This window comes from uncultured Gordonia sp., from assembly GCF_937858515.1.
Lineage (GTDB): Bacteria > Actinomycetota > Actinomycetes > Mycobacteriales > Mycobacteriaceae > Gordonia.
Genome location: NZ_CALLZT010000139.1, coordinates 1 through 26332, shown reverse-complemented (window position 1 = coordinate 26332; position 26332 = coordinate 1). Strand labels below are relative to the sequence as shown.

Here is a 26332-nt window from a genome sequence, read left to right as displayed (position 1 = left end):
CGGGCCGATCAGTGCCAGCACGGCAGTTCCATCAGGCCGGTCGTTGACAGTGGTTTGAGTCCGTCATCGAGTTTGCGGAGTCGCCCGTACAACTCCCGCATCGATTGCCTGTCGGGAAGATACTGGCGACCCGCGGCCTTCTCCAAGACGGTGAGCGTGCTGATCAGATCTATGCGCCCCCGCTCAGCAGCAGCAAAGCGCTCATCCTTGTCCGCCTTGCGGAGGATCTCGGTCTCAACGTACTCCGGCACACACAGCTGTCCGAGTGTGCCGAACAGCAGCCACTCCTTGTTGACGGAGAAGAAGTTGAGTCCTGGTCCTGCATCCATGATGGGCCGGTGGCTCACGGCAACGAGTCACCATCCTCCAAGTCACTGAGATCGATCTCAACGTCCGGTAGGTCGTCTGCGCTCATATCAACCGGTTGACGTATGGCAGGCACGATTCCAGCCTCCCGGAGTTCGTTGAGAACCACGTCCACATCAACCTCACGCAAAGTCGCGATCACCTGCGCCGACACCACCCCTGCCGCGTAGCCATTGACGGCACGTGCGACGAGCGACTGAGGTGAGCGGAGTCGGTTGGAGTTGTCGCACAGTGATTCGTAGTAGTCGCTCCAGCCGTACAGAGTCGCGAGGTGGCCCGTAGTGATCGGCTTCCACTCCTTCACGGTCGAACCACTGACGTAACCGGCGTCGCGCATCGCGATGGCCGCGATCGCCGGAGACACCAAGAACCGTTGCACCACCGCCGCCAGATCCGTCATGCCGGCGCCATCGCGCTGCCCGAGGAACTCGGTCACGCCCTCAACGGGGACCAGCAGGTGACGGGCAAAAGCATCGGCCCTGATCTCCTCCGGCGAGCGCTTGGCGAACTCGACCCCATGATCACAGTCGCCGAATACCAAGTGGCCCAACTCGTGCGCGAGAGTACTACGTTGCCGCATCGGGGTCCGACTCCGTGCGACCCCGATGAACGTCGCGTCGCGCACTGGATCACGCATCGTCAGCCCATGCTCGCCGTAATCCGCATCAAGAACAGCAACCTCGTACCCGGTGGTCTGCTCGATCAACGCAACAAGGTCACCCAGCGGTTGCAGACCCAATCGATGCATGCGTCGGAACTCACCGGCCGCAACCCTCGCCTGCTGCTCAGAACCCGTCATCGCACCGCGGGGATACCTTGATCATCGAGATACGCGTCGAGCTCCAGGAAGTGAAGCAGACGCTGACGCATCGTTGCCATGCTCGCTCCGTCCGAGGCCCGTGCCGCGCACAGCACACGATCGGCTACTGTATTGCCCGTGAGCTGAGGGACGGTGCAGCCGACGGCATCGGCGATCTCGATGATCTCGGTCATCTTCGCCGGACGGTCACCGCTCAGGATCCGATTCAGCGTCGACTGCGAGATCCCGGTGCGGTCAGCCAATGCACGCTGGGAGAGTCCCGCAGCAGTCCGTGCACTCTCGATCGCCGCACTGACCTCAATCGCCATCACAAATCACCTCCTGAATCAGTTTCTCTAACCTGATTCAGGGTAGCGCCGGACTACGACACGAGGCAATCCCTCAGAACGTGAGAGCCGCTTCGAGGCGGTCGGCGAGTTCGGTGACCTCGGCGGTGGTCATGACGAATGACGGCGAGATCTGCAAGGCGCCCTGGCCGGCGACGCGGCCGCTGACCCCCTGGGCGCGCATCCGGCCGAGCATCGCCGGCCCCTCGGCGGGGTCGGCGAGCTGGATCGCGGTGACCGCACCCAGGCCGGTGCGCACCTCGGAGACGGTGTCGAGGTCGGCCAGTGGTGACAGTGCGGTGGCCAGGTCGCCTTCCAGGCGCAGCGCCTCGTCGAGCAGGTTCTCGCGTTCGGTGATGTCCAGGACCGCCATCGATGCCGCCGCGGCACCGGCGTGACCGCCGTAGGTGTAGCCGTGGCGCCACCACACGCCCCCGGAGAAGAACGGTTCGGCGACCTTCGGTGCGATGAACACCGCACCCATCGGCACATATCCGGAGGTCAAGCCCTTGGCAGTGGTCATCATGTCCGGTTCGAGGTTCAGTCGCGACGAGGCGAACCAGGATCCGCCGATGCGGCCGAATCCGGTGACCACTTCGTCGGCGACGAACAGGACGTCGTTGTCGCGGCAGATCTGGCGCACCTCGTCGAGGTAGCCGTCCGGCGGCAGGTAGATGCCGCCGGCCCCGATGATCGGTTCGCAGAAGAACGCGGCGATCCGGTCGGCGCCGAGTCGTTCGATAAGGCCGAGCAGGCTTTTCGCGTTGTCCCAGTCGACGGTTTCAGCGTCGGGCATGAGTTCGCCGTAGCCCTCGCGGTTGAGCGGGATGCCTGCCAATGCGGTGCCCGCCACGTGCATGCCGTGGTAGGCCTTGGTGCGTCCGACGATGATGTTCTTCTCGGGTTTGCCCATCTCGTGCCAATAGCGGCGGGCCAGTTTGGCGGCCGAGTCGACCGAGTCGCTGCCGCCGGAGGTGAAGAACACCTTGCTGCCGGGCACCGGCGCGATATCGCCGAGCCGGTCGGCGAGTTCGACGGTGATGTCGGCGGTCGTGTCGCCGAAACCCGAGTAGTGCGCCACCTTGGTCAGCTGGTCGGCGACGGCCTGTGCCACCTCGGTGCGGCCGTGCCCGACGTTGGTGAACCACAGACCCGCCGTCGCATCGAGGTACTCGTTGCCGTTGGTATCCCAGATCCGGGTGCCCTCACCCCGGGCAACCACGAACCGTCCGTTCGCGACGACGGAACCCATGTCGGCAAAGCCATGCCACAGCGAATCAACCATGGCAGACATCATGCCCGGTGCGTGATCGCGCTGCGATCTGGGTCCCCCCACTATCCTGAACACATCATGTCGGCACCCTCGAATCCCTCATCCGGTCCCGCACCGTCGATCTCACCCGCAGATGCACCGGACGCCACCCTCACCGTCACCGCGCTCCGGCAGCAGTTGCCGGAGCTGACGATCGCCGATGAGTTCCGGTTCCGCCGACGGCTCGACAAGCTCGGACGCGCCCCGAAAACCCAAGCGCTCGAATCGATCGCGGCAGACATCACCGGTGCCAAGGGCCGCGTCGAGACCCGCCGCGCACGCATGCCACGACTCGACTATCCGGCGGAGCTACCTGTCAGCGCGGCACGTGAGGAGATCGCCGCCGCCCTCCAAGCACACCAGGTGATTGTGGTGGCAGGCGAAACAGGTTCGGGCAAGACCACACAGTTGCCCAAGATCTGTCTGGAGGCCGGCCGCGGGATTCGCGGCACCATCGGGCACACCCAGCCCCGGCGCATCGCCGCCAGTTCCGTGGCCAAACGTATCGCCGACGAGACCGGTACCCAGATCGGCGACGCCGTCGGCTATTCGGTGCGCTTCACCGACCGTTCGGGCGCAAACACCCTGGTCAAGGTGATGACCGACGGCATCCTGCTGCGCGAGATCTCCACCGACCCGATGCTGCGTGCCTACGACACCCTCATCATCGACGAGGCGCACGAGCGCAGCCTCAATATCGACTTCATCCTCGGCTATCTCAAGCAATTGCTGCCGCGCCGCCGGGATCTGAAGGTGATCATCACCTCGGCGACCATCGAACCCGGCCGGTTCGCACAGCATTTCGCGGTTCCCGGCAATCCCGACGTACCCATCATCGAAGTATCCGGACGCACGTACCCGGTCGAGGTCCGGTATCGGCCACTCACTTCGCGTGATGCACCCGACTCCGAACACGATCACGCCGACCTCGACCAGATCCAGGGCATCGACGCCGCGATCACCGAACTGTGGGCCCACGAGCGCGGCGACATCCTCGTTTTCCTGCCCACCGAACGCGACATCCGCGACACCGCAGAGGCACTCAAACGGCGGGCTGCCGGCGGGGCCGAGATCGTGCCGCTGTTCGCGCGCCTGTCGATAGCCGACCAGCAGAAGGTGTTCTCCCCCTCCGACGGCCGGCGGATCGTGCTGGCCACCAACGTCGCCGAAACCTCGCTGACCGTGCCCGGCATCAGGTACGTCATCGACGTCGGTACCGCCCGCATCTCGCGCTATTCGACCCGCACCAAGGTGAATCGTCTTCCCGTCGAACCGGTTTCGCAGGCCAGTGCGCGACAACGCGCCGGCCGGTGTGGCCGTGTGGCGCCCGGTGTCTGCATTCGTCTCTACAGCGAGGAGGATTTCGATTCCCGCGACGGGTTCACCGACCCGGAGATCCTGCGCACCAACCTTGCCGCGGTGATCTTGCAGATGGCCTCGCTACGTCTCGGCGACGTCGCCGAGTTCCCCTTCGTGCAGGCCCCCGATCCGCGGGCGATCCGTGATGGCCTGGGCACGTTGCTCGAGTTGGGGGCGATCAGCGAAACGTCCATCGAGACAGCGAAGGACTCCGACGATCGGCGGCCGCGATCGCGTGGACCGCAACTCACCGACGTGGGCCGCACGATGGCGCGACTGCCCGTCGACCCCCGCCTGGCCCGGATGCTGGTGGAGGCCCGCACCCTCGGCTGCCTCGACCATGTTCTTGTGATCGCCGCGGCGCTGTCGGTTCCCGATGTACGTGAGCGTCCCGTCGACGCGCGCGAGGCCGCAGACACCGCGCACCGGCGGTTCGTCGCCGACAAGTCGGAGTTCCTCGGCCATCTCATGCTCTGGAAGTACCTCAACGAGCAACGAAAGGAACTGTCGGGCAACCAGTTCCGCCGCATGTGCGAACGCGAGTTCCTGCACTTCCTGCGTATCCGCGAATGGCGTGACCTCCATGCCCAACTCACCCGCATCGTGCGCGACCTGGACTGGCAGATACCCGAGGTCGAGGTCGATCCCGACGCCGTGCACCGGTCGGTACTGTCGGGTCTGCTCGGCAACATCGCCGCCCGCAACGGCGACACCCGCGAGTATTCGGGCGCCCGCGGCACGACGCTGGCGATCTTTCCCGGGTCGGCACTGGCCAAGAAGCCGCCGGCGTTCCTCATGGCGGCCGAAATCCTGGAAACCTCAAGACTTTTCGCGCATACAGTCGCGGCGGTCGATCCACTGTGGGCCGAGCGCCTGGCCGGGGATCTGGTCAAACGCACCTATAGCGAGCCCCACTGGTCGCAGCGCCGGGGTGCGGCGATGGCCTACGAGAAGGTGACGCTGTATGGAGTGACGCTGGTGGCCCGCCGCCGCGTCGACTACGGCACCATCGACCCGGTCGTCTCGCGGGAACTGTTCATCCGCCACGCACTCGTCGACGGCGAATGGACCAACACGCACGAGTTCTTCCAGAAGAACCGCGACCTGCTCGACGCCGTCGATGACATCGAGCAACGCATCCGCCGCCGCGACATCTCGATCACCGAGGATCAGCTGTTCGACTTCTACGACACCAGGGTCGGCGCCGACTGTGTATCCACCCGGCATTTCGACACCTGGTGGAAGAAGGCCCGCCGCACCGAACCTGCACTGCTCGACCTCGACCCGACCCAGTTCGCCACCACAGTTCCCAACGCCGACAAGGATTTTCCACCAGCATGGCGGCAGGGTGAGGCGACGCTGGAACTGCGGTACCGGTTCGATCCGACGGCCGACGACGACGGTGTGACCGTGGTGATCCCCGAACCGCTCCTGGCCCACGTGCGACCCGCCGGCTTCGACTGGCTCGTGCCTGGCCTGCGCAGCGATGTGGCCACCGAGCTGATCAAGACCCTTCCCAAGCAGGTACGCAAGACCATGGCACCGGCGAGCAGGTTCGCTGACCTCGCCCTCTCACGCCTGAAGCCACGTTCGGAACCGCTCGTAGCAGGTTTGGCGCGGGAACTGTCGGTGATCACCGGATCGTCGATCGCCGCCTCCGACTTCACACCGGCTGCACTGCCCAAACACCTGGTCATGAACTTCAGCGTGGTCGACGGATCCGGGCAAGAAGTGGCCTCCGGGCGATCACTGCCGGAACTCCGCAAGAAGGTAACGCCGGGCTCCGGCTCCCGCACGGAGAAGGCACCCACCTTCACCGACTGGACAGCCGACGGAATCGGCACGCTGTCCGACTCGATCACCACGACCATCGCCGGCCAGAGAGTCACCCGCTACCCTGCCCTACTCACCGTCCCGGCGGGTTCTCGCTTCGCCGTTCAGGTCACCGCCGCCACCTCTGCCGCCGAACGTGACCGACACCTGCCGGTGGCGGTGGCGGCGATGCTCGACCACAGGATTCCGGCACTCACACCGAAGATCACAGCGGGCCTCGATCCGCTGGGCAAGTTGAGTCTGAGCCAGAGCCCCTACCGCGATCGCGACCGGATGGTCGCCGACTGCACCTTCCGCGCGATCCGTGACGCCGTTGCCGACCGTATCTCCGAGGTGTCGGCGGTGCGGTCACCCGACGATTTCGGCCACCTGCTCGCAGCACTGAGTCCGAAGGTGCGATCGACTGCACCGGAACACTTTTCGGCGGCAATCGCAGCCCTGCGGGAAGTCGCGCCACTGCGCCGGCTCATCGACTTGCACGCCGGCTCCGCCGCCGCGGACGATGTCGCAGAACAACTCGACCATTTGATCTTCGAAGGGTTCATCGCAGCCACGCCGCTGTCGGCGCTGCGGCATCTACCCCGCTATCTACAGGCCGCGCAGCAACGGCTCGACGCACTGCCCGGCGGTGCCGATCGCGACGCGCAAGGGTTGCGCAGCATCGACAGGGTCATCGAACACTGGAACTCCCGACTCACGAAAGTACCGGCCGCGCGTCGGGATGCGGTCAACGACGAGGCACAGTGGATGGTCGAGGAACTGCGGGTCGGCCTGTTCGCGCAGCGACTCGGCACCGCCTATCCGGTGTCGGAGAAGCGGGTCATCAAGGCCATCGACGCACTGCGGTGACAGCCCCGCACTACCCTGCTTCCGCGGAGGCCGCCGTATTCGAGACCGCCCGAAGGTCATCGATCTCGCGCTGGAAATCCTCCACCGAATCGAACGATCGGTACACCGACGCGAAGCGCAGATAGGCCACCTCATCGAGGTCGCGCAGCGGGCGCAGGATGGCCAATCCAACCTCGTTGCTGGGGATCTCGGCCGCACCCGATGCCCGGATGGCCTCCTCCACCTGCTGGGCGAGCAACGCCAGCGAATCCTCGTCGACGTGTCGGCCCTGGCAGGCCCGACGCACGCCGCGCATCACCTTCTCGCGGCTGAAAGGTTCGGTGACTCCGTTACGTTTGACCACCGAGAGCACCGCGCTCTCGACGGTGGAGAAGCGGCGGCCGCATTCCTGACAGGCCCGCCTGCGCCGGATCGCCTGCCCTTCGTCGGCGACACGTGAGTCGATGACCTTGGTGTCCTCGTTGCGGCAAAACGGGCAGCGCATGTTGTCCTCATGACCGTCGAGGGGCGCGCCGGCGCACCGCGGAACGGTCACACCGTGTCGGTTTCCGACTGGACCCTGTGGCATGAGAATACCGCCGATCAGCAGAGCGCTCGATGCACCCCTGACAGCGGACACCCCGTCGCAGCGCCGGTGCCTGCTCTCCGCGGCGTGGTCACGGTTCATCTGAATCGGGCTCATCGGTATCGGGGCACGAGCAGCGGCTGACCGGGGACCACGCCGGACGAGGCGAGGTCGTTGAGCTCACGAATCCGCTCGACCACCGCTTCGACGGGGTATCCCGGGGCGACCCGGGCGGCCACCGACGACAACGACTCCCCCGAGCGCACGTACACGACCGCGGTGCCGGTGGGATCGGGCGCCACCGCGTCGGCATAGTTGTTGCCGACGATGACCAGCACCCAGACACCTGCCGCGAGCAGGGCACCCACCAGGACTGCGGTCGCGGACGCGCGGCGCCGGGCGATCGTCTCCCATGAAGCGATCTGGCGTGGGTCATGCCCCGGTGCGGTGCAGCGCGTCCCGGCCGGAACCGGTGTCCGGTGGCCGGACCGGCGCGGACCGGCGCCGTGATGCCCGGCCGGTCGCAGCGGAGCGAGCCGGTCATGAGTGGATGTCGTGCGGCGGGCGGGTTCTGCGAATGTCGCGGCCATGGCCACCACCTCCGAGGTTGTTCGACGGGCATTCGGTGTTCGAGTTGTTCGATCAGTTGTTCGATGAACTGATGTTCGATTTGTACCACGGGGGTGCGACAAAGTCGCGCGGATCTCGAACAAACGTTTGGTAAGCAGGCGAAAGTTCGTCTAGGCTGGCGATCGAACATCTCGACGAATCACGCCAAAAAAGCTTGACCGGCAGGCTTGACCGACAGGAGAGAACATCCATGAGTGACAAGACCGGAGAACCGTCCGGCACACCCGATGTCGCTGTGGCAGAGGAATCGCTGACTCCGCGTCAGCGTGCCGTGCTCGAGGTTATCCGGGCCTCTGTGCGTGAGCGTGGCTACCCGCCCAGCATTCGTGAGATCGGCGACGAGGTCGGTTTGGCGTCCACGTCGTCGGTGGCCCATCAGCTGCGCACGCTCGAACGCAAGGGGCTGCTCAAACGCGATCACAATCGTCCGCGCGCGGTCAACGTCCAGGATTCCGACCACTCGCCGACCAAGCCCACCGTGGTCGACTCGAGTCTGCCGGAGCCCACATTCGTGCCGGTCCTCGGCCGGATCGCCGCCGGTGGCCCGATCCTCGCGGAAGAGGCTGTGGAGGACGTGTTTCCACTACCGCGCGAGTTGGTGGGCGAGGGTTCACTGTTCATGCTGCGCGTCGTCGGTGAGTCGATGATCGACGCCGCCATCTGCGACGGTGACTGGGTGGTCGTGCGCCAGCAGAACGTCGCCGACAACGGCGACATCGTCGCGGCGATGATCGACGGCGAGGCCACCGTCAAGACCTTCAAACGCAAAGACGGACACGTCTGGCTGATGCCACACAACGTCCACTTCCAGCCGATCCCCGGTGACGACGCGGCCATCCTCGGCAAGGTCGTCACCGTTATGCGCCGCGTTTGACGAAGGCCCACAGACACGAAGGCCCCCAGACACGAAGGCCCCCAGACACGAATCGAACTCGCCCGGAACACTTTCCGGGCGAGTTCGATTCGTCTCCGCAGGACCTACAGCAGAATTGCGGCCGCCGCCGTCCGCGCGGCCTCCGGGTCTTCCGCTGCGAGAGCCGCTTCGGCGGCTTCACGGCACTGGTCACTGGTTGTCTGCGACAGCCGCGCACCCACCGCCGCGGCGGCGACCGGTGCGCTCGAAAGCGAGGTGACCCCGAGTCCGACCAGGACGCACGCCAGCAACGGATCGGCTGCCGCCTCACCGCACACGCCGACGGGTTTGCCGAGATCCTTGCCCGCCCGGGCGACGTTGGCCACCAGATTCAGCACCGCGGGCTGCCACGGATCGGTGAACGCGGCGAGTTCGGCCGACATCCGGTCGGCGGCCATCGTGTACTGCGTCAGGTCGTTGGTGCCGATCGAGACGAAGTCGACCTTGGACAGGATCGCGGGTGCGAGTACCGCTGCGGCGGGGATCTCGATCATCACACCCGCAACGAGCCCGCGGCCGCGTACCTCGGCGGCGAATTCCTCGGCCTCACCCGCCCCGGCGATCATCGGTGCCATCACCCACGGTGTGACACTTGCGTTCTCGGCGGCCCGGGCGATCGCGTCGAGCTGGTGGGTACGGATCTCGGGGTGGACCGAGGCGATCCGGTTGCCACGGACGCCCATCGCGGGGTTCGGCTCATGCTCCTGCGACACGAACTTCAGCGGCTTGTCCGACCCGGCGTCAAGCGTCCGGATCACCACCTTGTGACCATCGAAGGCATCGATCACCTCCCTGTACAGAGCGGCCTGCTCGTCGACCGACGGCTCGTCGGCCCTGTCGAGAAAGGCGAGCTCCGTACGGAACAGACCCACTCCTTCAACGGGATGATCAGTGGCCGCCCGGGCCGACGTACCGTCGGCAACATTCGCGAGGATCGAGACGCTGTGGCCGTCGGCCGTACGACCGGGACCTGACCATGCGGCCGCCGCCTGAGCAATCCGACGACTCTCCTCGACACGCGACCGTGCCTGTTCCGCATCGGGTTCGATCTCGATGACGCCGGTGGTGCCGTCGACCAGGATCGTGGTGCCCGCCGCCACGTCGGCGAGCTCGGAGACTGCCACGACGCACGGGATGCCCAGCTGGCGCGCGATGATCGCGGTATGGCTGGTCGGTCCGCCGAGCCTGGTCACCAGCGCGGTGACCAGGGACGGGTCGAGCCCCGCGGTATCGGCAGGTGCCAGATCGTCGGCGACCAGGATCGACGGCGTATCGGGCACCGGCACACCGGGTTCGGGCACGCCGAGCAGTTCTGCCACCACCCGGTCACGCACATCGTTGAGGTCGGTCACGCGTTCTGCCATCAGTCCACCCAGTTTGGTGAACAGTGCCGCGAACTCCTCGGTTGCTGCGATCGCCGCAGCCGGAGCCCGCACGCCCTTGGCGATCCGCTTCTTGGCCGCACCCACCCAGCCACGATCCTCGGCGAGCCCCGCGGTCGCGGACAGGACCTCTGCGGCCACACCACTGGAATGCGACGCCCGCTCACGCAGCCGTCCCGCGACGGCGGCAGCGGCTTCGGTGAACCGATTCGCCTCGGCGTCACGCTCACCCTCGGGTACGTCGGCGGAGCCGGACGGCGAATATACCGGACGCTCGCCCGGCCACAATGCCGGCCCGTAGGCGATGCCGCCGACGACGGGCGTTCCCTTGAGTGCTGTTGTGGGCATGGTCCACCATCCTTGTGACGTGGCGGTCCCTCACTCCGGCACCGCAGCTGCGAGGAACCTTCGAGACTACGAGTCAGCATGTGACTCAGCTAACAGTTCGGTGAATCAAGACTCGCAGGCAGTTGCGGTTCTGTCAACAGAGTCGGACACACTCATACACAAACCCACAGATCGGCCACGCCGCGTACTCGCCATGCGAATCTACCCACGAAATCGCTCATCACGGACCTCTTCTGTGATTTACACTACATTTGTGCCTTGACTTGAACCAGAGACAAGCGTAAACACAGTGATATCAACAACTAAATCAAACGTAGCTCACACAAACTCACACCAATGATCGGGCAACTCAAGCCGATACACACCTTCTGGTATGTGGTGTTATGTGGTTCTGGAGGGAACGATCAGAAGAAGGTCGAGCCCTACCGACCGGACGCGGTCGAAGTCCAGGGGTGTCAAACCCTGACCAATGAAAAGTCCAGGGGTGTCAAACCCTGGCCAATGAGCTGCCCCATCAACGAACGGAGTGCGCGTGTACGCGGAGGAACGTCAGCAGGCGATCGCCGACGAGGTGCGCCGCATCGGTCGCGCCTCGGTCGCCGATCTCGCCGGCCGGTTCTCCGTCACCAGTGAAACCGTCCGCAGGGATCTGGCCACGCTCGAACGCGCCGGTCATCTACAACGCGTCCACGGTGGTGCTGTGCGGCCCGGCCTCATCCGCGTCGTCGCCGAGCAAGGCCTCGATGTCCGGGAGACCACGCACGTCGACCGCAAGCTCGCGATAGGAACGGCGGCGATGAAGTTCCTGCCACCGAACGGCGGGTCAGTGCTCTTCGACGCGGGCACCACGACGTTTCAGGCCGCGATGGCACTTCCCCACGGCCACGGCCTCACGTTGATCACCAACAGCATCCCTATCGCGGGTGTGCTGACCAACCACTCCGACGGCTTCGTCCACGCTGTCGGCGGTCGGGTGCGCGGCCTGACCCAGGCCACCGTCGGCGCCGATACCGTCGCCGCCATCGCACGCCTGCGGGTATCGACGGCGTTCATCGGCACCAACGCGATCACCACGCGCCACGGCCTCTCGACACCCTATCCCGAGGAGGCAGCCGTCAAACGCGCGATGGTGTCGTCTGCGGATCAGGTTGTGGTGCTTGCAGATTCATCAAAGATGGGCCGGGAGGACCTCGTCCGCTTCGCCTCCCTCGACGAGGTCGACGTTCTCATCACCGACTCGACGGTCAGCCCGACGGACGCCGCCGAACTCGCCGACCACGGAATCGAGGTTGTTCTCGCATGACCGCCGCACCCGACAGCTCCGCTCACTTCGACATCGTGACGCTCACGGCCAACCCCAGTCTGGACCGCACCCTGGAATTGCCGGGCGTCCTGCAGCGCGGCGAGGTGCAGCGTGCCGCCGGCTCCCGCGCCGAACCGGGCGGCAAGGGCGTCAACGTCTCGCGGGTCGCCGCGGAGGCGGGAGTGCCCACGCTGGCGCTGCTTCCCGGTCGCGACGGTGACCCGCTGCTCGCCGCACTCAATGACGTCGGATTGCCGTACCGGACCATGCCCGTCGACGGCGAGATCCGGTCCAACCTCACCATCGCCGAACCCGACGGCACCACCACCAAGATCAACGCGCCCGGGGTGGCTCTCGACACCGATCAGGCGCGGCGCCTGACCGAACTCGTGCTCGAACACGCCGCGTCGGCGGCGTGGGTGGCGCTGTGCGGATCGCTGCCACCGGGCCTGCCCGACAACTGGTACCGGACGCTCCTCGACGCCCTGGCCGACCTGCCGTGCCGTGTCGCCGTCGACACTTCCGGGCCGCCGCTGGTCGCTGCCGCCGGCGGACGGTCGGACCTGCTCAAACCCAATGACGAAGAGCTCGCCGAGGTCACCGGTGCGGACTCCGCAGTTCTCAAATCGGCTGCGGCAGCAGGAGATCTGGCACCGATAGTCGCTGCTGCGACCGAATTGTCCGCCCGCACCGGAGGTTCGGTGCTGGCCACGCTGGGTGCGGCGGGCGCGGTGCTCACCACCGCATCCGGCAGCTGGGCGGCGATCCCGCCACCCACTGTCACCCGAAGCACCGTCGGCGCCGGCGACTCGTCACTGGCCGGTTACGTCCTGGCCGCATTGCGAGGTGAGCCCGAACCCGAGCGGCTGCGTTCGGCCGTCGCCTACGGTGCGGCGGCGGCCGGGCTGGCCGGTACCCAGCCGCCATCGCCGGCTCAGCTCGATCTCGAGCGAGTCGTCCTCACCGAACTGACCCCGATCCGCTGACGCTCCCCTTTCGCAGAGGAACCCCGACAAAGGAAGACCCCATGGCACAACAGATCATCACCGTCGACACGGTGCGGCTCGATGTCGACGCCGGTGCCGATCCACCGGCGGTGATCGGCTTTCTCGCTGGAGCGCTCGGCGAGGCAGGCCGCACCACGGACGCCTCGGACCTCGTCGAGGCCGCCCTGGCCCGGGAAGCCAAGTCGGCGACCGGGTTGCCCGGCGGCATCGCCATCCCGCATGCCCGCGCCGAATCGGTCACCGAAGCGAGCCTGGCTATGGCCCGGCTCGCGCCCAAGGTCGACTTCGGAGCACCGGACGGACCGGCGGACATCGTCTTCCTCATCGCCGCACCGGCGGGTGGGGGCAGCGAGCACATGAAGCTGCTCAGTGCGCTGGCCCGCGCCCTGGTGCGGCCCGACTTCGTCGCGGATCTGCGTTCGGCCGAAACCCCCGAACGCATCGTCGAACTCGTGGACGGGGCGATCACTCCGGCGCCCAAGAAGACCGCTGCTCCTGCCGCCGCAGCAGCGTCGGCCACAGCGGCGCCGGCAGCGGTGACCCCCACCGCGACAACCGAGACGGCACCGGCAGCTTCCGACAAGCCGTCGATCGTCGCGATCACCGCGTGCCCCACCGGCATCGCCCACACCTACATGGCCGCCGACGCACTCAAGTACGCGGCCGAGCGGGCCGGTGTCGAGTTTCACGTCGAAACGCAAGGATCCTCGGCGACAACGCCTTTCGATCCGAAGGTGATCTCGGATGCGGGCGCGGTCATCTTCGCCACCGATGTCGGCGTCAAGGGCAAGGAGCGGTTCGCGGGCAAACCCGTGATCGCCTCCGGCGTCAAACGGGCCATCAACGAGCCGGACAAGATGATCGCCGAAGCCGTTGCGGCGGCGGGTGATCCGAATGCCGCACGAGTGGCCGGAGCAGAAGGCGGCGCCGCCGACGACGTGGCACCGGCCGGCGGCGGCGTCGGACTGGGCGGGCAGACCCGACAGGCATTGATGACCGGCGTCAGCTACATGATCCCGTTCGTCGCCGCCGGCGGCCTGCTCATCGCACTCGGCTTCCTGCTCGCCGGGTACGAGATCGGCAAGTCCACCCTCGACCCGGGCGGTTCGCTGTCCGACGGCGCCTACATCGCGCTGCACAACACCATCACCAATCTGCCCGACGGCGGCATCGGCACCTACCTGGGTGCGGTGAGCTTCGCCATCGGCGGCGCGGCCCTCGGCCTGGCCGTACCGGTTCTTGCCGCATACATCGCGTTCGCAATCGCCGACCGGCCCGGCATCGCCCCCGGTTTCGTGGCCGGTCTGGTGTCGGTCGCCATCGGCGCGAACTTCCTCGGTGCGCTGCTCGGTGGTCTCATAGCCGGTGTGGTGTGCCTGTGGATCGCCCGAATCCCGCTGCCTCAGTGGGCGCGTGGCCTACAGCCGGTGGTGATCATCCCCTTGCTCGGCAGCGCAGCGGTCGGCGGTGTGCTGTACATGGTGCTCGGCAGGCCGCTGTCGTGGCTGATGGACAGGCTCAACGACGGCCTCGATTCGATGTCCGGCGGTTCGGCTGTCGCACTCGGAATCGTGCTCGGACTGATGATGTGCTTCGACCTCGGCGGCCCGCTCAACAAGTCGGCATACCTGTTCGCCACCGCCGGAATCGCCTCGGCCACCGCCGGCGACGCGCAGTACCAGATCATGGCCGCGGTGATGTGCGCCGGCATGGTGCCACCGCTGGCGATGGCCCTGTCGACCGTGCTGCGGCCGGGCCTGTATTCGGACCCGGAGAAGGAGAACGGCAAAGCCGCCTGGCTGCTGGGCGCGTCGTTCATCTCCGAGGGCGCGATCCCGTTCGCGGCGACCGATCCCCTGCGGGTGATCCCGTCGACGATGCTCGGCGGAGCCGTCACCGGCGCACTGTGCATGGCATTCGGCGTGGAGCTGCGCGCACCGCACGGCGGCGTGTTCGTGTTCTTCGCGATGAACAACTGGGGCCTGTTCCTCGTGGCTCTTCTCGCCGGCACCGTCGTCTCCGGGCTGGCCGTCACCGCGGCCAAACAATTCTGGAAGCCCAGCAACAAGTCCGGCGATACCGCGCAACCGCAGACGGTCGCGGCCTGACCCGCCTACGATCGCAGCAACCCGCCATACCCCACTGAATACCGCTCAATTGAAGGAGAAATATCTCATGCCCAGCACCACCGTCACCGTCGGATCCGCGGTCGGCCTGCACGCCCGCCCCGCCACCATCATCGCCGAGGCCGCCGCGGAAACCGGGCAGTCGGTCACCATCGGCCTCGAAGGCGAAGAGCCCGTGGACGCCGGTTCGGCCCTGCTGATCATGACCCTCGGTGCGGAGAAGGGCACTCCCGTGGTCATCAGCGCCGACGATCAGGCCACCGTCGACGCGATCGCCGCGATCGTCGCCAAGGATCTCGACGCCGAATAGCCTGTCGTCCTGATGGTTCCGGCCCGTCACGCATTGTGCGTGACGGGCCGGAACCGTTCGTTCTGGGCGGCGAGTGCTAAGACACCCGCAACTCGGCGAGCTCACCGGCCATCGACGCCGGCACCCGTACCCGCATGACGGTGCCCTGTGCGTCGTGGTCGGTCGAGAGCACCTCGCCGTCGCGGTGGATGCGGGAGACCACGTCGCCGCGGCTGAACGGCACCGCGATCGTCACCTCAACGTCGCCGCGCGCGATCTCGGTGCGGATTCGGTCGAACAACTCGGGGAGCCCCTCCCCGGTCTGCGCCGAGACGAACATCGCGCCGCCGAGCATGCCACGCAGTTCGGTACGCCGGGTCTCGTCGATCGCGTCGATCTTGTTGACCACCAGCAGCTCCGGCGGAGCGGCGGAGCCCTCGTCGGCGACGACCTCGTTGATCACCCGGCGTACCGCCGAGATCTGTTCGAGCGGAAAGGGATCCGACCCGTCGACGACATGCAGGAGCAGATCGGCATCGACGACCTCCTCAAGCGTCGACCGGAACGCCTCTACGAGTTGAGTAGGCAGGTGCCGTACGAATCCGACGGTGTCGGTGAACACAACCTGACGTCCGTCTGTGAGAGTGGCGCGGCGAGTGGTGGGATCAAGGGTGGCGAACAGCGCATCCTGAACCAGGACACCGGATCCGGTCATCGCGTTGACGAGGCTGGACTTGCCCGCGTTGGTGTAGCCGGCGACCGTGATCTTGGGAATCGAACTCCGTTGCCGCGCAGCGCGTTTGGTTGTCCGTGCGGTCTTCATCTCGCGGATCTCGCGGCGCAACTTGGCCATCCGTTCCCGGATGCGGCGGCGATCGGTCTCGATCTTGGTCTCGCCGGGGCCACGCAGGCCCACGCCACCGTTGCTGCCGGCCCGGCCACCGGCCTGGCGCGACATGGACTCACCCCAGCCGCGCAGCCTCGGGAGCATGTACTCCATCTGGGCGAGTGACACCTGCGCCTTACCCTCGCGTGAGGTGGCGTGCTGGGCGAAGATGTCCAGGATCAGCGCGGTGCGGTCGATGACCTTGACCTTGACGACCTTCTCCAGGGCGGTCAGCTGCGCCGGGGTCAGTTCGCCGTCGCAGATGACGGTGTCGGCGCCGGTCGTGAGCACAACCTCGCGGAGTTCGTCGGCCTTACCCGAGCCGATGTAGGTCGCGGCGTCGGGGGTGGACCGGCGCTGGATGAGACCGTCGAGAACCTGCGAACCGGCGGTTTCGGCCAGGGCTGCGAGTTCCACCATGCTCGCCTTCGCCTGCGCGACGGTGCCCTCGGTCCACACGCCGACCAGCACGACCCGTTCCAGGCGCAGCTGTCGGTACTCGACCTCGGTGACGTCCTCGAGTTCGGTGGACAGTCCGGCGACACGCTGCAGCGAGGCTCGATCGGACAGTAGTTGCTCACCGGTGGTCGGCGGTGCCATGCGGAATGCCGAGGCCGTCCCGGAACCGGCGGTGACCGGGCCGAAGTCGTCGGGGTCGAAGTCGGGCTCGTCGGTGAGATCTGCGGAGGTGTGGGATGAAGATTCAGTCATTTGCCCTCCATGATGACACGGTGCACATATCCCGGGCATCTGCTTTTTCGCCCCGGTTCCGGTCTGCTGATCAGCCGTCGCGCGACCATCCCGGCCGGAAGCGGCCCTCGGCGACAAGCATCGACGGTCCGCGCAGCGTCGCCCCGTCGGCGGTGATCGTGACCAGCACCGATCCGCCCGGGACGGTGATACGCAACGATCCCGAATCCTCACTGAGCACACCGAGCGAGGCCTTGCCTGCGGCGACGAGCCCGGTACCGCAGCTGCGGGTCTCACCCACTCCCCGCTCGAAGACCCGCATGTCCGCAGCCCAGTCGGCATCTCCGTCGGTAGGCCGCGCGGGGGTGACGAGTTCGAGGTTGGTGCCGTTCGGGAACACGACGGAGTCGATCGTGACACCTGCGGAGAAGTCGACTTCGGCCAGCAGCTGCGGGGTGAGGTCGGGAACCACACAGGCCAGATGCGGATTGCCGACATCGACAACAGCGCCCGTGTAAGTCGTCTCCCCGACTCGCGCCTGTGATTGACCGTCGACGCGAGCCTGCCCCATCACGACGGTGACATCGGCGTGCACGTCGTCGTGGGAGTGCACGATCACCGGACGCGCTCCGGCCCGCGAGCCCACGGAGAACGTGTCGGTGTCGATCAGTCCGGTGGCTCGCACATAGTGCGCGAACACCCGAACCCCGTTGCCGCACATCTCGGCGATCGACCCGTCGGCGTTGCGGTAGTCCATGAACCAGTCGTCGGGCCGGACACCATCAGGCAGTCCGTCGAGGATCCCACGCTCAACCAAGGCGACCGCGCGGGCTACGCGCAACAGACCGTCCGCTCCGATGCCTCGCTGCCGGTCGCAGATCGCGGCCACCACATCGACGCCGAGATCGAGTTCGGCGGCAGGATCGGCGAGCACCACGAAGTCGTTCTGGGTTCCGTGCCCTTTGACAAAACGCAGCGCGTCGGTATCGCTCATCGTCACAACACTACGTGCCGGATCGGCGCGGCCGGACGAATGCGTGGTACTACAGGGACATGCGGCTTCGAACGACACCGGCACGGCTGTGCGTGACGGCGCTGGCGGTGACCGCCGCGATCGGTTGTTCCGGCGGCACCTCGATGTCCGGGCAGACCTCCGCCACTCCCGCGGCGACGCCGGTCAACGGTGCGGCTCGGGCAGCCGGGCTGGTTGACGTCCGCACGGTGGTGCCCGACGCCATCATCGATCTGCGCTACGCGACCACGCGAAACTTCGTCGGTGTACGCCTGTATCCGGTGAACGCCCGCTGCCTGGTCCACCGGTCGATGATTCCCGGGCTGCGCGCGGCCGGCAGCGCCCTCCGGTCCGCGCGACGGGGCGAGAAGCTCGTGTTCTGGGACTGTTACCGGCCACATTCGGTACAGCAGAGGATGTACGACAAGGTGCCCGATCCGGCGTGGGTCGCGGCGCCCGGCCCGTATTCGGTCAGCCACGAATCAGGTCGCTCGGTGGATGTGACGCTGGCGGTCCGGCGACCCGGCTGCCCCGCCGCAAGTCGCCTGTACCAGTACTGCCTCGTCGATATGGGCACCGGCTTCGACTCGTTCACCCCGCGGGCAACCGCGTACGCCACCGAAGGCGTGTCACCCTCGGCACGAGCCGCGCGGGCCCGGCTACGGACGGTGATGGGCACCGGCGGCCTACGGGTCTATTCGGGCGAATGGTGGCACTTCGACGGTCCCGGCGCGGATGTGCACCGCCCCATCATCGACGTGCCACCTATCTGACGCCGACGACGACGGTGCCGTTCAATCGGATCCGACAACCCCCATCGCGGTGGTCAGCAGGTCCGGGTCGCCGCCGTCGAGCCAGGTGATCCGATGGTCGCGGCGGAACCACGAGCGTTGCTGCCGCACGTAGCGGCGGGTCCCGATGAAGGTGAGTTCGCGCGCCTGGTCAAGGTCGATCGTGCCGTCGAGATAGTCGAGCACTTGGGCGTAGCCGATCGCCCGCGGCGCGGTGACTCCCTCTCGGAGCCCTGCCTCGCACAGTGCCTCGACCTCGGCCACCAGCCCATCGGTGAACATCTGCCCGGTGCGCCGGGCGATCCGTTCGTCGAGGGCCGCGGTGTCCCGGTCGACCGCAAGGATGATCGTGCCCCACCGTGGTTCGCCGATTGTCGGGGCCGACGCGGCAAACGGCTTTCCGGTCAGTTCGACGACTTCCAGCGCACGCACGATGCGTCGGCCGTCGGTATCGAGGATCGTGGCGGCCGCCTGCGGGTCCACCTCGGCAAGCAGACGGTGCATCGCTGCGACACCGATGTCGGCAAGTTGCTGCTCGTACCCGGCTCGGACAAGCGGATCGGTGGCGGGAAACGACCAGTCGTCGAGAAGTGCCTGTACGTACAGCATCGATCCGCCGACGATGACGGGTGTGATGCCGGTGCCAAGGAGTCGTTCGATGTCGGCGCGGGCTGCGTCCTGGTAGCGCGCGACGGTCGCCGTCTCGGTGACGTCGAGGACGTCGAGCTGATGGTGGATGATGCCGCGCCGCTCGGCGACGGGCGGTTTGGCAGTACCGATGTCCATGCCGCGGTACTGGGCCATCGCATCGACGTTGACGATCTGGCCGCCGAGCCGTTCGGCGATATCGAGGCCCAGCGCCGACTTGCCGCTCGCGGTGGGCCCGACGATCGCGACCGGCACAGGCGGTTTCGATGACCCACCGCTCATGTCAGGGAAGTCCGTGTCCCGGGCGTCCAGGATGCGACGACGTACCCGACGCCGAACGGTGCTCCGGCATAGTCCAGATGTGCGGTGATCGGCAATCCGTCGCCCAGTCCTGCCGCTACCTGCCATGCTGCGCGGCCACCGACTCCGGCTCGGTCGCATGCCTCGGCCGACAGGCCGGCCAGCAGGTCACGGTCTCCGGCTCCGATGGCCGCGACCAGCTGATCGTTGAGCGTGACCGACTCCTGTACCAGACCACCGCCGGGGGCCGACGGACTCAGTTGTGTGGAACCGTCGCCCACGACCAACACGCCGACGGGCCTGTCCGTTGCCGCCAGCTCGGCGGCCAGCGTCCGGCCCACATGCAGACATCGGTCCGGTGTCTCGTCCGGATCGATGGTCAACGGTTCGACCCGATCCGCCCCGGCGGCCTCGCGTACCCAGGCCGCGATCAGCATGGACAGTGGGAGCCTGCCGGCGAGCCCCGCGGCGTCCGTCTCGCCGGGCGATGTCGCCAGACCCCGGCGCCCGTCACCTTCGTCGTGGACGTCGCCGTCGGCGCGGTCGTGGGCGCGCAACGACACACCGACATCGACGCCGTAGGGCGCGAACGACCCACGCGTCGCCAATCGTGTGCCGGGGATGTCGGCGGCGCCGATGGCCACCCAATCCGGGGCGAACTCCGCGAGCGCCGACCCGGCAGACCGGACGGCGTCACGTACCGCGGCCGTGTCCGTCGCCCGGGGACCGGCCAGTTGTGGCACCACCAAGGGCGCACTCGGAACGAAGACGACGCGGGCCAACACAATGGGCCACGGTATCCGAACAGCGTGCAGCGGTGTCCGGCCGGGCACCGGCTCCCGCCGCGCTTCCGACCGGCTACCACTGCGTGATCGACCACGCAACCATCAGCGAGAACATCGGGCGACAATCGCCGAAAAACGCGGGAGGACGCGACACCAACTCGCCTGAACTGTTTGAATGGTGGAGATGATCGGCGTTCCATGTCACTGTGGTCGCCGATGTCAGCGATAACGGCAGCCGCGACGCGCGGCACAAACGAGTGCAGGGACGTGTGAGCAAATGACCAATCCGACCGATCCCACCGCGAACGACCAGGGAACCCCACGCCCGGCTCCTGCTCCCCGGCCCGGGCCTCGCCCCGGACCGCGGCCCGGCCCCAGACCGTCGGCGGCAATTCCTCCGACGCACGCACCGGTTCCGCACGGCGACCCGCACGCGTTCGGGCGCATCGACTCCGACGGCGTGGTGTGGCTCAAGACAGCCGAGGGTGAGCGTTCGATCGGCTCGTGGCAGGCGGGGTCGATCGAGGATGGACTCGCGCATTTCGCCCGGCGATTCGACGACCTGGCCACCGAAGTCGAGATCCTCGAAGAACGGCTGGCCGCCGGATCGGGAGATCCTCGCAAGGCCCAGCAGAGCGCCAAGCACCTGCTCGACGAACTGCCGACAGCGACGGTCCTCGGCGACGTCGCCGCCATCGAACGACGGTTGACCGCCATCGTGTCCAGCGCCGACGATGTGGCATCGGCCCAGCGCAGCGCCCGCGAGGAGGCCAGGGCGACGGCGATCGCCCGGAAAGAAGAGCTGGCGGCCGAAGCCGAACAGATCGGCGCCGATTCGACGCAGTGGAAGGCATCCGGCGACCGGCTACGGGCCATTCTCGACGAATGGAAGGGCATCAAGGGCGTCGACCGCAAGACCGACGACCAGCTGTGGAAGCGCTACGCCAAGGCCCGCGACGCCTTCAACAGACGACGGGGCGCACACTTCGCCGAGCTCGACCGCGAGCGGGTCGGTGCCAAAGTGCGCAAGGAGGAGATCATCGCCAAGGCCGAGGAACTCTCCTCGTCCACCGACTGGGCGCCCACGGCCGCGAAGTTCCGGGACCTGCTCGCCGAGTGGAAGGCTGCCGGACGTGCACCCCGAGACACCGACGATGCCCTGTGGCAGCGGTTCAAAGCCGCTCAGGACTTGTTCTTCGCCGCCCGGAATTCCGTGGCCTCCGAGCGGGACAACGAGTTCGCCGCCAACGCGTCGGAGAAGCTGGCTCTGCTCGCCGAGGCCGAAAAGCTGATCACGCCGAATACCGATCTCGATGCGGCACGGCGCGAGTTCCGCGCGTTCCGCGACAAGTGGGACGAGATCGGCAAAGTGCCACGCGAGCAGATGCACGCCCTCGAGAACCGGGCCCGCGCACTGGAGAAGAGGATCCGGGACGCCGAGGACGCCCAGTGGCAGCGCACCGATCCTGAGGCCGAGGCGCGTGCGGCGCAGTTCGCCGACCGTGCGGCCCAGTTCGAGGAACAGGCCACCAAGGCCGCCGAGCGAGGTAAGGACCGCGACGCCGCCAAGCTGCGTGAGCAGGCCGCGCAGTGGCGTGAGTGGGCCGAAGCGGCGCGTAGCGCCATCTCCGATCGCTGAGTCACCTCACAAACGGGTCAGGGCCACCGGGAACATCCTCCGGTGGCCCTGACCCGTTGCTTCGCCGCCTAGTGCGGCCCGTCCTCATCGCCCGTGGCCGATCGGGGGCGGCTTTGCAGTACCCGGGCCAACTCGTCGCGTTCGGCGGCCTCGCGCCTGCGCTCCTCTTCCAGAGCCAGATGGTAGGTGCTCCGCGCCCACACGATCCGGGCCCAGTGGAACGCGAGCAGCAGCGCCGCGATCTCGCCGAGCACCAGCCCGATGCCGACGCCTGACGGCGGTTCCACGCCCCCGACGCCCGGTGTGTGCCGTGACCACCACGCCAGCATCCCGGCGACGCAGGTCACCGCGGTGCCGCACAACGCGACCCAGGCGACGACCCACCTGCGGGTCAGCAGCGCCGCGGCCGACGCCCCGATGGGAAAGATGACGAGCATGAAGACGAAGATCCGCGAGGTGATGTTGAGGTGGGCGGCATCGGCGTCGGCGCCCGAGGCCAGCACCTCGATACCGCTCGCGTCGCCGGTGTGCGGCAAGACCAGCGACAGCATCGCCAGCAGTATCCCGACGGCCACCATGAGCGCCCGGGCTCCCGGATCGATCTCACCCGCCACTTTCTTCTCGGCGGCCCGCAGGTCCGCCTCGTAGGCCGCGAACTGTCCGCCCGCGGGACTTTGGGCAGGTCCGATGTGCTCGTTCACTGCGCTCTCCTTTCAGGACCCGCAACCGACCGAGCAGCCCGTTACGGCGGGCTCGGCGGGCCGTGGACCCATCGACGGCATGCCCAGCCCGACACCGATCGGTGCGGTGACCGGCGTGATCGCCTTCTCGTGTGCGTCACCGGCGCGGGTCGTGCGGTGGCTGATGACGCCCGCGTCGGCGACCAGGTGATGCGGTGCGGCACCGGTGATCGTGGTGGTCACCACATCACCCGGCCGGATCGCCTGCGCCCGGTAACCGGCTGTGAAATGCACCAGTCTGCCGTCACGGGCACGACCTGTCTTCCGTTGTGTGGCAGCGGATTTACGACCCTCGTCGGCGACGACAAGCAGTTCGGCCTCGGTACCGACCAGGCGCTGGTTCTCGTCGAGGCAGATCTTCTCCTGCAGGGCGATGAGCCGCTTGTACCGCTCCGAGACGACCTCCGGCGGCACCTGGTCGTCCATCGTGGCTGCCGGGGTTCCCGGTCGCGGCGAATACTGGAAGGTGAACGCGCTGGAGAACCGGGCCTGCTCCACGACGTCGAGAGTGGCCTGGAAGTCCTCCTCAGTCTCGCCGGGGAACCCGACGATGATGTCGGTGGTGATGGCCGCGTGCGGCATCGCCTCACGCACCTTGTCGAGGATGCCCAGAAACTTGCGCTGCCGGTAGCTGCGGCGCATCGCCTTGAGAATGCGGTCGGACCCGGACTGCAGCGGCATGTGCAGTTGGGGGCACACGTTGGGGGTCTGCGCCATCGCCTCGATCACGTCGTCGGTGAACTCGGCCGGATGCGGCGAGGTGAAGCGGACGCGTTCCAGACCGTCGATGTCGCCGCACGCCCGTAGCAGTTCGGCGAACGCACCCCGGTTACGTGGCTGGTCGGGGTCGGCGAACGACATGCCGTAAGCGTTCACGTTCTGCCCTAGCAGCGTCACCTCCAGAACACCCTGATCGACGAGCGCCTGCACCTCGGCCAGGACATCGCCCGGTCGCCGGTCGACCTCCTTGCCGCGCAGCGACGGCACGATGCAGAACGTGCAGGTGTTGTTGCAGCCCACCGACACCGACACCCAACCCGAGTACGCAGAGTCTCGTTTGGCCGGCAGCGTCGACGGAAACCGTTCGAGGGAGTCGAGGATCTCCACCTGCGCGGCCTCGTTGTGCCGGGCACGATCCAGCAGTGCGGGCAGCGACCCGATGTTGTGGGTGCCGAACACCACGTCCACCCACGGTGCCTTGCGCAGCACCGTGTCCTTGTCCTTCTGCGCCAGGCAGCCGCCGACCGCGATCTGCATTCCGGGCTTGCGGGACTTGACCGGGGCCAGGTGTGAGAGATTGCCGTACAGCTTGTTGTCGGCGTTCTCGCGGATGGCGCACGTATTGAACACGACGAGGTCGGCCTCGTCGTCTTCGGCGGCGCGGACATAGCCGGCCCCCTCCAGGAGGCCGGAGATCCGCTCGGAATCGTGCACATTCATCTGGCAGCCGTACGTGCGGACCTGATAGCTCAGCGTCTCCCCCGATACGGTCCCTGCCAAATCCGTCACGGCCGCCATGGGTTCCGGCGCACGCTCGGACAACTCGATACTCACCCGTCCAGAGTACTAACCCGACGCAAATCGCCCGCCCCCGTCCGGAACGGACTCGTGAGGCCGTCCGGAACGGACTCGTGAGGCCGTCCGGATCGGACTCGTGAGCAACGGCAAACAAGCTTATCGTTTCGGCGCGCCTGATGTCCGAGTGCGCACTAGGGTTTGTTCATGACCGATTCGCCGAATGCACCTTCCAAGGATATTTCGTCGTCACCGTCGTCGGGGAGCTCACCAGGTGGTACCCCGATGATCTCCATCAAGGGGGTCGAGAAACACTTCGGTCCCCTGCACGTTCTCAAGAACATCAATCTCGAGGTGCCCCGCGGGCAGGTCGTGGTGGTCCTGGGCCCGTCCGGATCGGGCAAGTCCACCCTGTGTCGAACGATCAACCGCCTCGAACCCATCGACAGCGGCGAGATCCGTATCGAGGGCACCCTGCTGCCGTCCGAAGGCAAGGACCTCGCCGCCCTGCGTGCCGACGTCGGCATGGTGTTCCAGTCCTTCAACCTGTTCGCGCACAAGACGATCCTCGACAACGTCACCCTCGCACCGATCAAGGTCCGTAAGAAGAGCAAGGCCGACGCGACCAAGCGGGCCCTCGAACTCCTCGACCGTGTCGGCATCGCCAGCCAGAAGGACAAGTACCCCGCACAACTGTCCGGTGGTCAGCAGCAGCGTGTGGCCATCGCCCGCTCGCTCGCGATGGAACCGAAGATCATGCTGTTCGACGAGCCGACGTCGGCCCTCGACCCCGAGATGGTCAACGAGGTCCTCGACGTCATGGTGTCGCTGGCCAAGGAGGGCATGACGATGCTCGTGGTGACCCACGAGATGGGCTTCGCCCGCAAGGCCGCCGACCGGATCATCTTCATGGCCGACGGCGCTGTCATCGAGGACACCGATCCGGAGAGCTTCTTCACCGCACCCAAGTCCGAACGCGCCAAGGACTTCCTGAGCAAAATTCTGGGGCACTGATGCGACGGCAGACGGTTACCCTCACCATCCTGATCGCGGTCCTGGGCACTGTCGGCGCGCTCCTGGCCGGATGCGGCAGCACCGAACCGCGCAGCCTCGTCGACTCCATCCGGAAGGGGTCGGTTGTGCTGGGTACCAAATTCGACCAACCCGGGCTGGGCATCTACAACCCCGACAACGGCGGCGTCGACGGATTCGACGCCGACGTCTCGCGGTACGTCGTCAACCACATCGCCGACAAGCTCGGGGTCAAGCATCCCAAGGTCAAATGGCGCGAGACTCCGTCGGCACGCCGGGAGGCGATGATCGAGAACGGTGAGGTCGACACCATCGCCGCCACCTACTCGATCAACGCGGCCCGATCCAAGAAGGTGTCGTTCGCGGGCCCGTACCTGGTGACCTATCAGGGTCTGCTGGTGCGCCGCGACGACGACTCGATCACCCAGCTCACCGACCTGCAGAAGGACAAGAAGCTCTGCTCGGTGACGGGTTCGACGTCGGCACAGAACGTCAAGGCCCAGCTCCCGTCGGTCCAGCTGCAGGAGTTCGATTCGTACTCGGCCTGCGTCGAGGGTCTGCGCCGGGGCAAGGTCGACGCACTGACCACCGACGAGTCGATTCTGGCCGGGTACTCCAACTTCTGGTCAGGCGAGTTCAAGCTGGTCGAGATGACCTACCCGAAGGACGCCTGCGTCAAGGACGCACTCAAGTCCGCCGGTGCGCCGTTCTCCACCGAGCGGTACGGCATCGGCGTCGGCAAGGACGACGGCGAGGCGGTTGCGCTGCTCAACGAGGCGCTCACCGCGATGCTCAAGCCGGGCGCCGACGGCATCTCCGAGTGGATGACGGCGATCCGCAAGAACCTCGGTGACGAGTTCGTCGAT

General features: G+C 66.9%; 23 protein-coding genes. 10 read left to right on the top strand and 13 right to left on the bottom strand.

Annotation, left to right across the window (positions count from 1 at the left end):
• Positions 1–8 precede the first annotated feature (8 nt).
• The 4 genes from Q0627_RS12780 to Q0627_RS12765 form a co-directional block, all read right to left on the bottom strand.
• A complete protein-coding gene (locus Q0627_RS12780) occupies positions 9–329 on the bottom strand; it encodes a hypothetical protein (protein ID WP_291016825.1) in 321 nt (106 codons plus the stop codon).
• A 14-nt stretch (positions 330–343) separates the two neighbouring features.
• Complete coding sequence (locus Q0627_RS12775; RefSeq protein WP_291016823.1) at positions 344–1165, bottom strand: ImmA/IrrE family metallo-endopeptidase; 822 nt, start codon at positions 1163–1165, stop codon at positions 344–346.
• A complete protein-coding gene (locus tag Q0627_RS12770; protein ID WP_291016820.1) occupies positions 1162–1494 on the bottom strand; it encodes a helix-turn-helix transcriptional regulator in 333 nt (110 codons plus the stop codon). Before Q0627_RS12770 ends, Q0627_RS12775 begins: the two co-directional genes overlap by 4 nt.
• Before the next feature lie 73 nt (positions 1495–1567).
• On the bottom strand, positions 1568–2797 hold the full coding sequence (locus Q0627_RS12765; protein WP_291016817.1) for an aspartate aminotransferase family protein: 1230 nt from the start codon (positions 2795–2797) through the stop codon (positions 1568–1570).
• Positions 2798–2863: 66 nt separating this feature from the next.
• Here Q0627_RS12765 and hrpA point away from each other — a divergent pair, with 66 nt between their 5' ends.
• On the top strand, positions 2864–6865 hold the full coding sequence (hrpA, locus tag Q0627_RS12760) for an ATP-dependent RNA helicase HrpA (RefSeq protein WP_298810339.1): 4002 nt from the start codon (positions 2864–2866) through the stop codon (positions 6863–6865).
• 10 nt (positions 6866–6875) lie between these two features.
• On the opposite strand, the gene nrdR is transcribed toward hrpA, so the two are convergent.
• Together nrdR and Q0627_RS12750 are read right to left on the bottom strand one after the other, a co-directional pair.
• Positions 6876–7349 carry a transcriptional regulator NrdR gene (gene nrdR / locus Q0627_RS12755; RefSeq protein ID WP_291015649.1) on the bottom strand — a complete coding sequence of 158 codons (474 nt, stop codon included), beginning with the start codon at positions 7347–7349 and terminating at the stop codon, positions 6876–6878.
• Between the two features lie 194 nt (positions 7350–7543).
• Positions 7544–8020, bottom strand: coding sequence for a LysM peptidoglycan-binding domain-containing protein (locus Q0627_RS12750; protein WP_291015629.1), 477 nt, complete (start codon positions 8018–8020; stop codon positions 7544–7546).
• A 230-nt stretch (positions 8021–8250) separates the two neighbouring features.
• Between Q0627_RS12750 and lexA the strand changes: the two genes are divergently transcribed.
• A complete protein-coding gene (lexA, locus tag Q0627_RS12745; protein WP_298810337.1) occupies positions 8251–8934 on the top strand; it encodes a transcriptional repressor LexA in 684 nt (227 codons plus the stop codon).
• Between the two features lie 104 nt (positions 8935–9038).
• On the opposite strand, the gene ptsP is transcribed toward lexA, so the two are convergent.
• Positions 9039–10703, bottom strand: coding sequence for a phosphoenolpyruvate--protein phosphotransferase (ptsP, locus tag Q0627_RS12740; protein ID WP_291015633.1), 1665 nt, complete (start codon positions 10701–10703; stop codon positions 9039–9041).
• Positions 10704–11235: 532 nt separating this feature from the next.
• Here ptsP and Q0627_RS12735 point away from each other — a divergent pair.
• From Q0627_RS12735 to Q0627_RS12720, 4 genes are all read left to right on the top strand, one after another.
• Positions 11236–12006 carry a DeoR/GlpR family DNA-binding transcription regulator gene (locus tag Q0627_RS12735; protein WP_291015635.1) on the top strand — a complete coding sequence of 257 codons (771 nt, stop codon included), beginning with the start codon at positions 11236–11238 and terminating at the stop codon, positions 12004–12006.
• Positions 12003–12992, top strand: a complete 990-nt coding sequence (locus Q0627_RS12730) for a 1-phosphofructokinase family hexose kinase (protein ID WP_298810334.1) — start codon at positions 12003–12005, stop codon at positions 12990–12992. The genes Q0627_RS12735 and Q0627_RS12730 overlap by 4 nt, the downstream gene beginning before the upstream one ends.
• 41 nt (positions 12993–13033) lie before the next feature.
• Positions 13034–15121, top strand: coding sequence for a fructose-specific PTS transporter subunit EIIC (locus Q0627_RS12725; protein WP_291015638.1), 2088 nt, complete (start codon positions 13034–13036; stop codon positions 15119–15121).
• A gap of 67 nt (positions 15122–15188) precedes the next feature.
• Positions 15189–15449 carry an HPr family phosphocarrier protein gene (locus tag Q0627_RS12720; RefSeq protein WP_291015639.1) on the top strand — a complete coding sequence of 87 codons (261 nt, stop codon included), beginning with the start codon at positions 15189–15191 and terminating at the stop codon, positions 15447–15449.
• 76 nt (positions 15450–15525) lie between these two features.
• Here Q0627_RS12720 and hflX read toward each other — a convergent pair whose 3' ends face one another.
• Entirely contained in the window at positions 15526–16914 is a 1389-nt protein-coding gene (gene hflX, locus Q0627_RS12715; protein ID WP_291015651.1) for a GTPase HflX, read from the bottom strand.
• Positions 16915–17095: 181 nt separating this feature from the next.
• Positions 17096–17998, bottom strand: coding sequence for a diaminopimelate epimerase (dapF, locus tag Q0627_RS12710; RefSeq protein ID WP_291015640.1), 903 nt, complete (start codon positions 17996–17998; stop codon positions 17096–17098).
• A gap of 59 nt (positions 17999–18057) precedes the next feature.
• Between dapF and Q0627_RS12705 the strand changes: the two genes are divergently transcribed.
• The gene (locus tag Q0627_RS12705) at positions 18058–18789 is read left to right on the top strand and encodes a M15 family metallopeptidase (RefSeq protein ID WP_291015641.1); all 732 of its coding nucleotides are present in this window, start codon (positions 18058–18060) and stop codon (positions 18787–18789) included.
• Between the two features lie 21 nt (positions 18790–18810).
• On the opposite strand, the gene miaA is transcribed toward Q0627_RS12705, so the two are convergent.
• Positions 18811–19737 carry a tRNA (adenosine(37)-N6)-dimethylallyltransferase MiaA gene (gene miaA / locus Q0627_RS12700; protein WP_298810329.1) on the bottom strand — a complete coding sequence of 309 codons (927 nt, stop codon included), beginning with the start codon at positions 19735–19737 and terminating at the stop codon, positions 18811–18813.
• Positions 19734–20540 (bottom strand): hypothetical protein, encoded by an 807-nt coding sequence (locus Q0627_RS12695; protein WP_298810327.1) that lies wholly within the window; start codon positions 20538–20540, stop codon positions 19734–19736. The genes miaA and Q0627_RS12695 overlap by 4 nt, the downstream gene beginning before the upstream one ends.
• A gap of 277 nt (positions 20541–20817) precedes the next feature.
• On the opposite strand from Q0627_RS12695, the gene Q0627_RS12690 reads away from it, so the two are divergent.
• On the top strand, positions 20818–22179 hold the full coding sequence (locus tag Q0627_RS12690) for a DUF349 domain-containing protein (RefSeq protein WP_298810324.1): 1362 nt from the start codon (positions 20818–20820) through the stop codon (positions 22177–22179).
• A gap of 68 nt (positions 22180–22247) precedes the next feature.
• Here the strand turns inward: Q0627_RS12690 and Q0627_RS12685 are convergent, their stop codons facing one another.
• The gene (locus tag Q0627_RS12685) at positions 22248–22880 is read right to left on the bottom strand and encodes a hypothetical protein (protein ID WP_291015647.1); all 633 of its coding nucleotides are present in this window, start codon (positions 22878–22880) and stop codon (positions 22248–22250) included.
• 12 nt (positions 22881–22892) lie between these two features.
• Positions 22893–24437 carry a tRNA (N6-isopentenyl adenosine(37)-C2)-methylthiotransferase MiaB gene (miaB, locus tag Q0627_RS12680; protein ID WP_291015652.1) on the bottom strand — a complete coding sequence of 515 codons (1545 nt, stop codon included), beginning with the start codon at positions 24435–24437 and terminating at the stop codon, positions 22893–22895.
• A 282-nt stretch (positions 24438–24719) separates the two neighbouring features.
• On the opposite strand from miaB, the gene Q0627_RS12675 reads away from it, so the two are divergent.
• Together Q0627_RS12675 and Q0627_RS12670 are read left to right on the top strand one after the other, a co-directional pair.
• Positions 24720–25448 (top strand): amino acid ABC transporter ATP-binding protein, encoded by a 729-nt coding sequence (locus Q0627_RS12675; RefSeq protein WP_291014560.1) that lies wholly within the window; start codon positions 24720–24722, stop codon positions 25446–25448.
• Positions 25448–26332 (top strand): glutamate ABC transporter substrate-binding protein (locus Q0627_RS12670; protein WP_298810320.1); only part of this gene is annotated, 885 nt, incomplete at its 3' end. The genes Q0627_RS12675 and Q0627_RS12670, both read left to right, overlap by 1 nt.

What these genes read in the sequence shown, in the direction of transcription:
- Q0627_RS12780 (WP_291016825.1), bottom strand. Translation starts at nt 329, where the DNA reads ATGGATGCAGGACCAGGACTCAACTTCTTCTCCGTCAACAAGGAGTGG.
- Q0627_RS12775 (WP_291016823.1), bottom strand. Translation starts at nt 1,165, where the DNA reads ATGACGGGTTCTGAGCAGCAGGCGAGGGTTGCGGCCGGTGAGTTCCGA.
- Q0627_RS12770 (WP_291016820.1), bottom strand. Translation starts at nt 1,494, where the DNA reads ATGGCGATTGAGGTCAGTGCGGCGATCGAGAGTGCACGGACTGCTGCG.
- Q0627_RS12765 (WP_291016817.1), bottom strand. Translation starts at nt 2,797, where the DNA reads ATGGTTGATTCGCTGTGGCATGGCTTTGCCGACATGGGTTCCGTCGTC.
- hrpA (WP_298810339.1), top strand. Translation starts at nt 2,864, where the DNA reads ATGTCGGCACCCTCGAATCCCTCATCCGGTCCCGCACCGTCGATCTCA.
- nrdR (WP_291015649.1), bottom strand. Translation starts at nt 7,349, where the DNA reads ATGCGCTGCCCGTTTTGCCGCAACGAGGACACCAAGGTCATCGACTCA.
- Q0627_RS12750 (WP_291015629.1), bottom strand. Translation starts at nt 8,020, where the DNA reads ATGGCCGCGACATTCGCAGAACCCGCCCGCCGCACGACATCCACTCAT.
- lexA (WP_298810337.1), top strand. Translation starts at nt 8,251, where the DNA reads ATGAGTGACAAGACCGGAGAACCGTCCGGCACACCCGATGTCGCTGTG.
- ptsP (WP_291015633.1), bottom strand. Translation starts at nt 10,703, where the DNA reads ATGCCCACAACAGCACTCAAGGGAACGCCCGTCGTCGGCGGCATCGCC.
- Q0627_RS12730 (WP_298810334.1), top strand. Translation starts at nt 12,003, where the DNA reads ATGACCGCCGCACCCGACAGCTCCGCTCACTTCGACATCGTGACGCTC.
- Q0627_RS12725 (WP_291015638.1), top strand. Translation starts at nt 13,034, where the DNA reads ATGGCACAACAGATCATCACCGTCGACACGGTGCGGCTCGATGTCGAC.
- Q0627_RS12720 (WP_291015639.1), top strand. Translation starts at nt 15,189, where the DNA reads ATGCCCAGCACCACCGTCACCGTCGGATCCGCGGTCGGCCTGCACGCC.
- hflX (WP_291015651.1), bottom strand. Translation starts at nt 16,914, where the DNA reads ATGGCACCGCCGACCACCGGTGAGCAACTACTGTCCGATCGAGCCTCG.
- dapF (WP_291015640.1), bottom strand. Translation starts at nt 17,998, where the DNA reads ATGAGCGATACCGACGCGCTGCGTTTTGTCAAAGGGCACGGAACCCAG.
- Q0627_RS12705 (WP_291015641.1), top strand. Translation starts at nt 18,058, where the DNA reads ATGCGGCTTCGAACGACACCGGCACGGCTGTGCGTGACGGCGCTGGCG.
- miaA (WP_298810329.1), bottom strand. Translation starts at nt 19,737, where the DNA reads ATGAGCGGTGGGTCATCGAAACCGCCTGTGCCGGTCGCGATCGTCGGG.
- Q0627_RS12690 (WP_298810324.1), top strand. Translation starts at nt 20,818, where the DNA reads ATGACCAATCCGACCGATCCCACCGCGAACGACCAGGGAACCCCACGC.
- miaB (WP_291015652.1), bottom strand. Translation starts at nt 24,437, where the DNA reads ATGGCGGCCGTGACGGATTTGGCAGGGACCGTATCGGGGGAGACGCTG.
- Q0627_RS12675 (WP_291014560.1), top strand. Translation starts at nt 24,720, where the DNA reads ATGATCTCCATCAAGGGGGTCGAGAAACACTTCGGTCCCCTGCACGTT.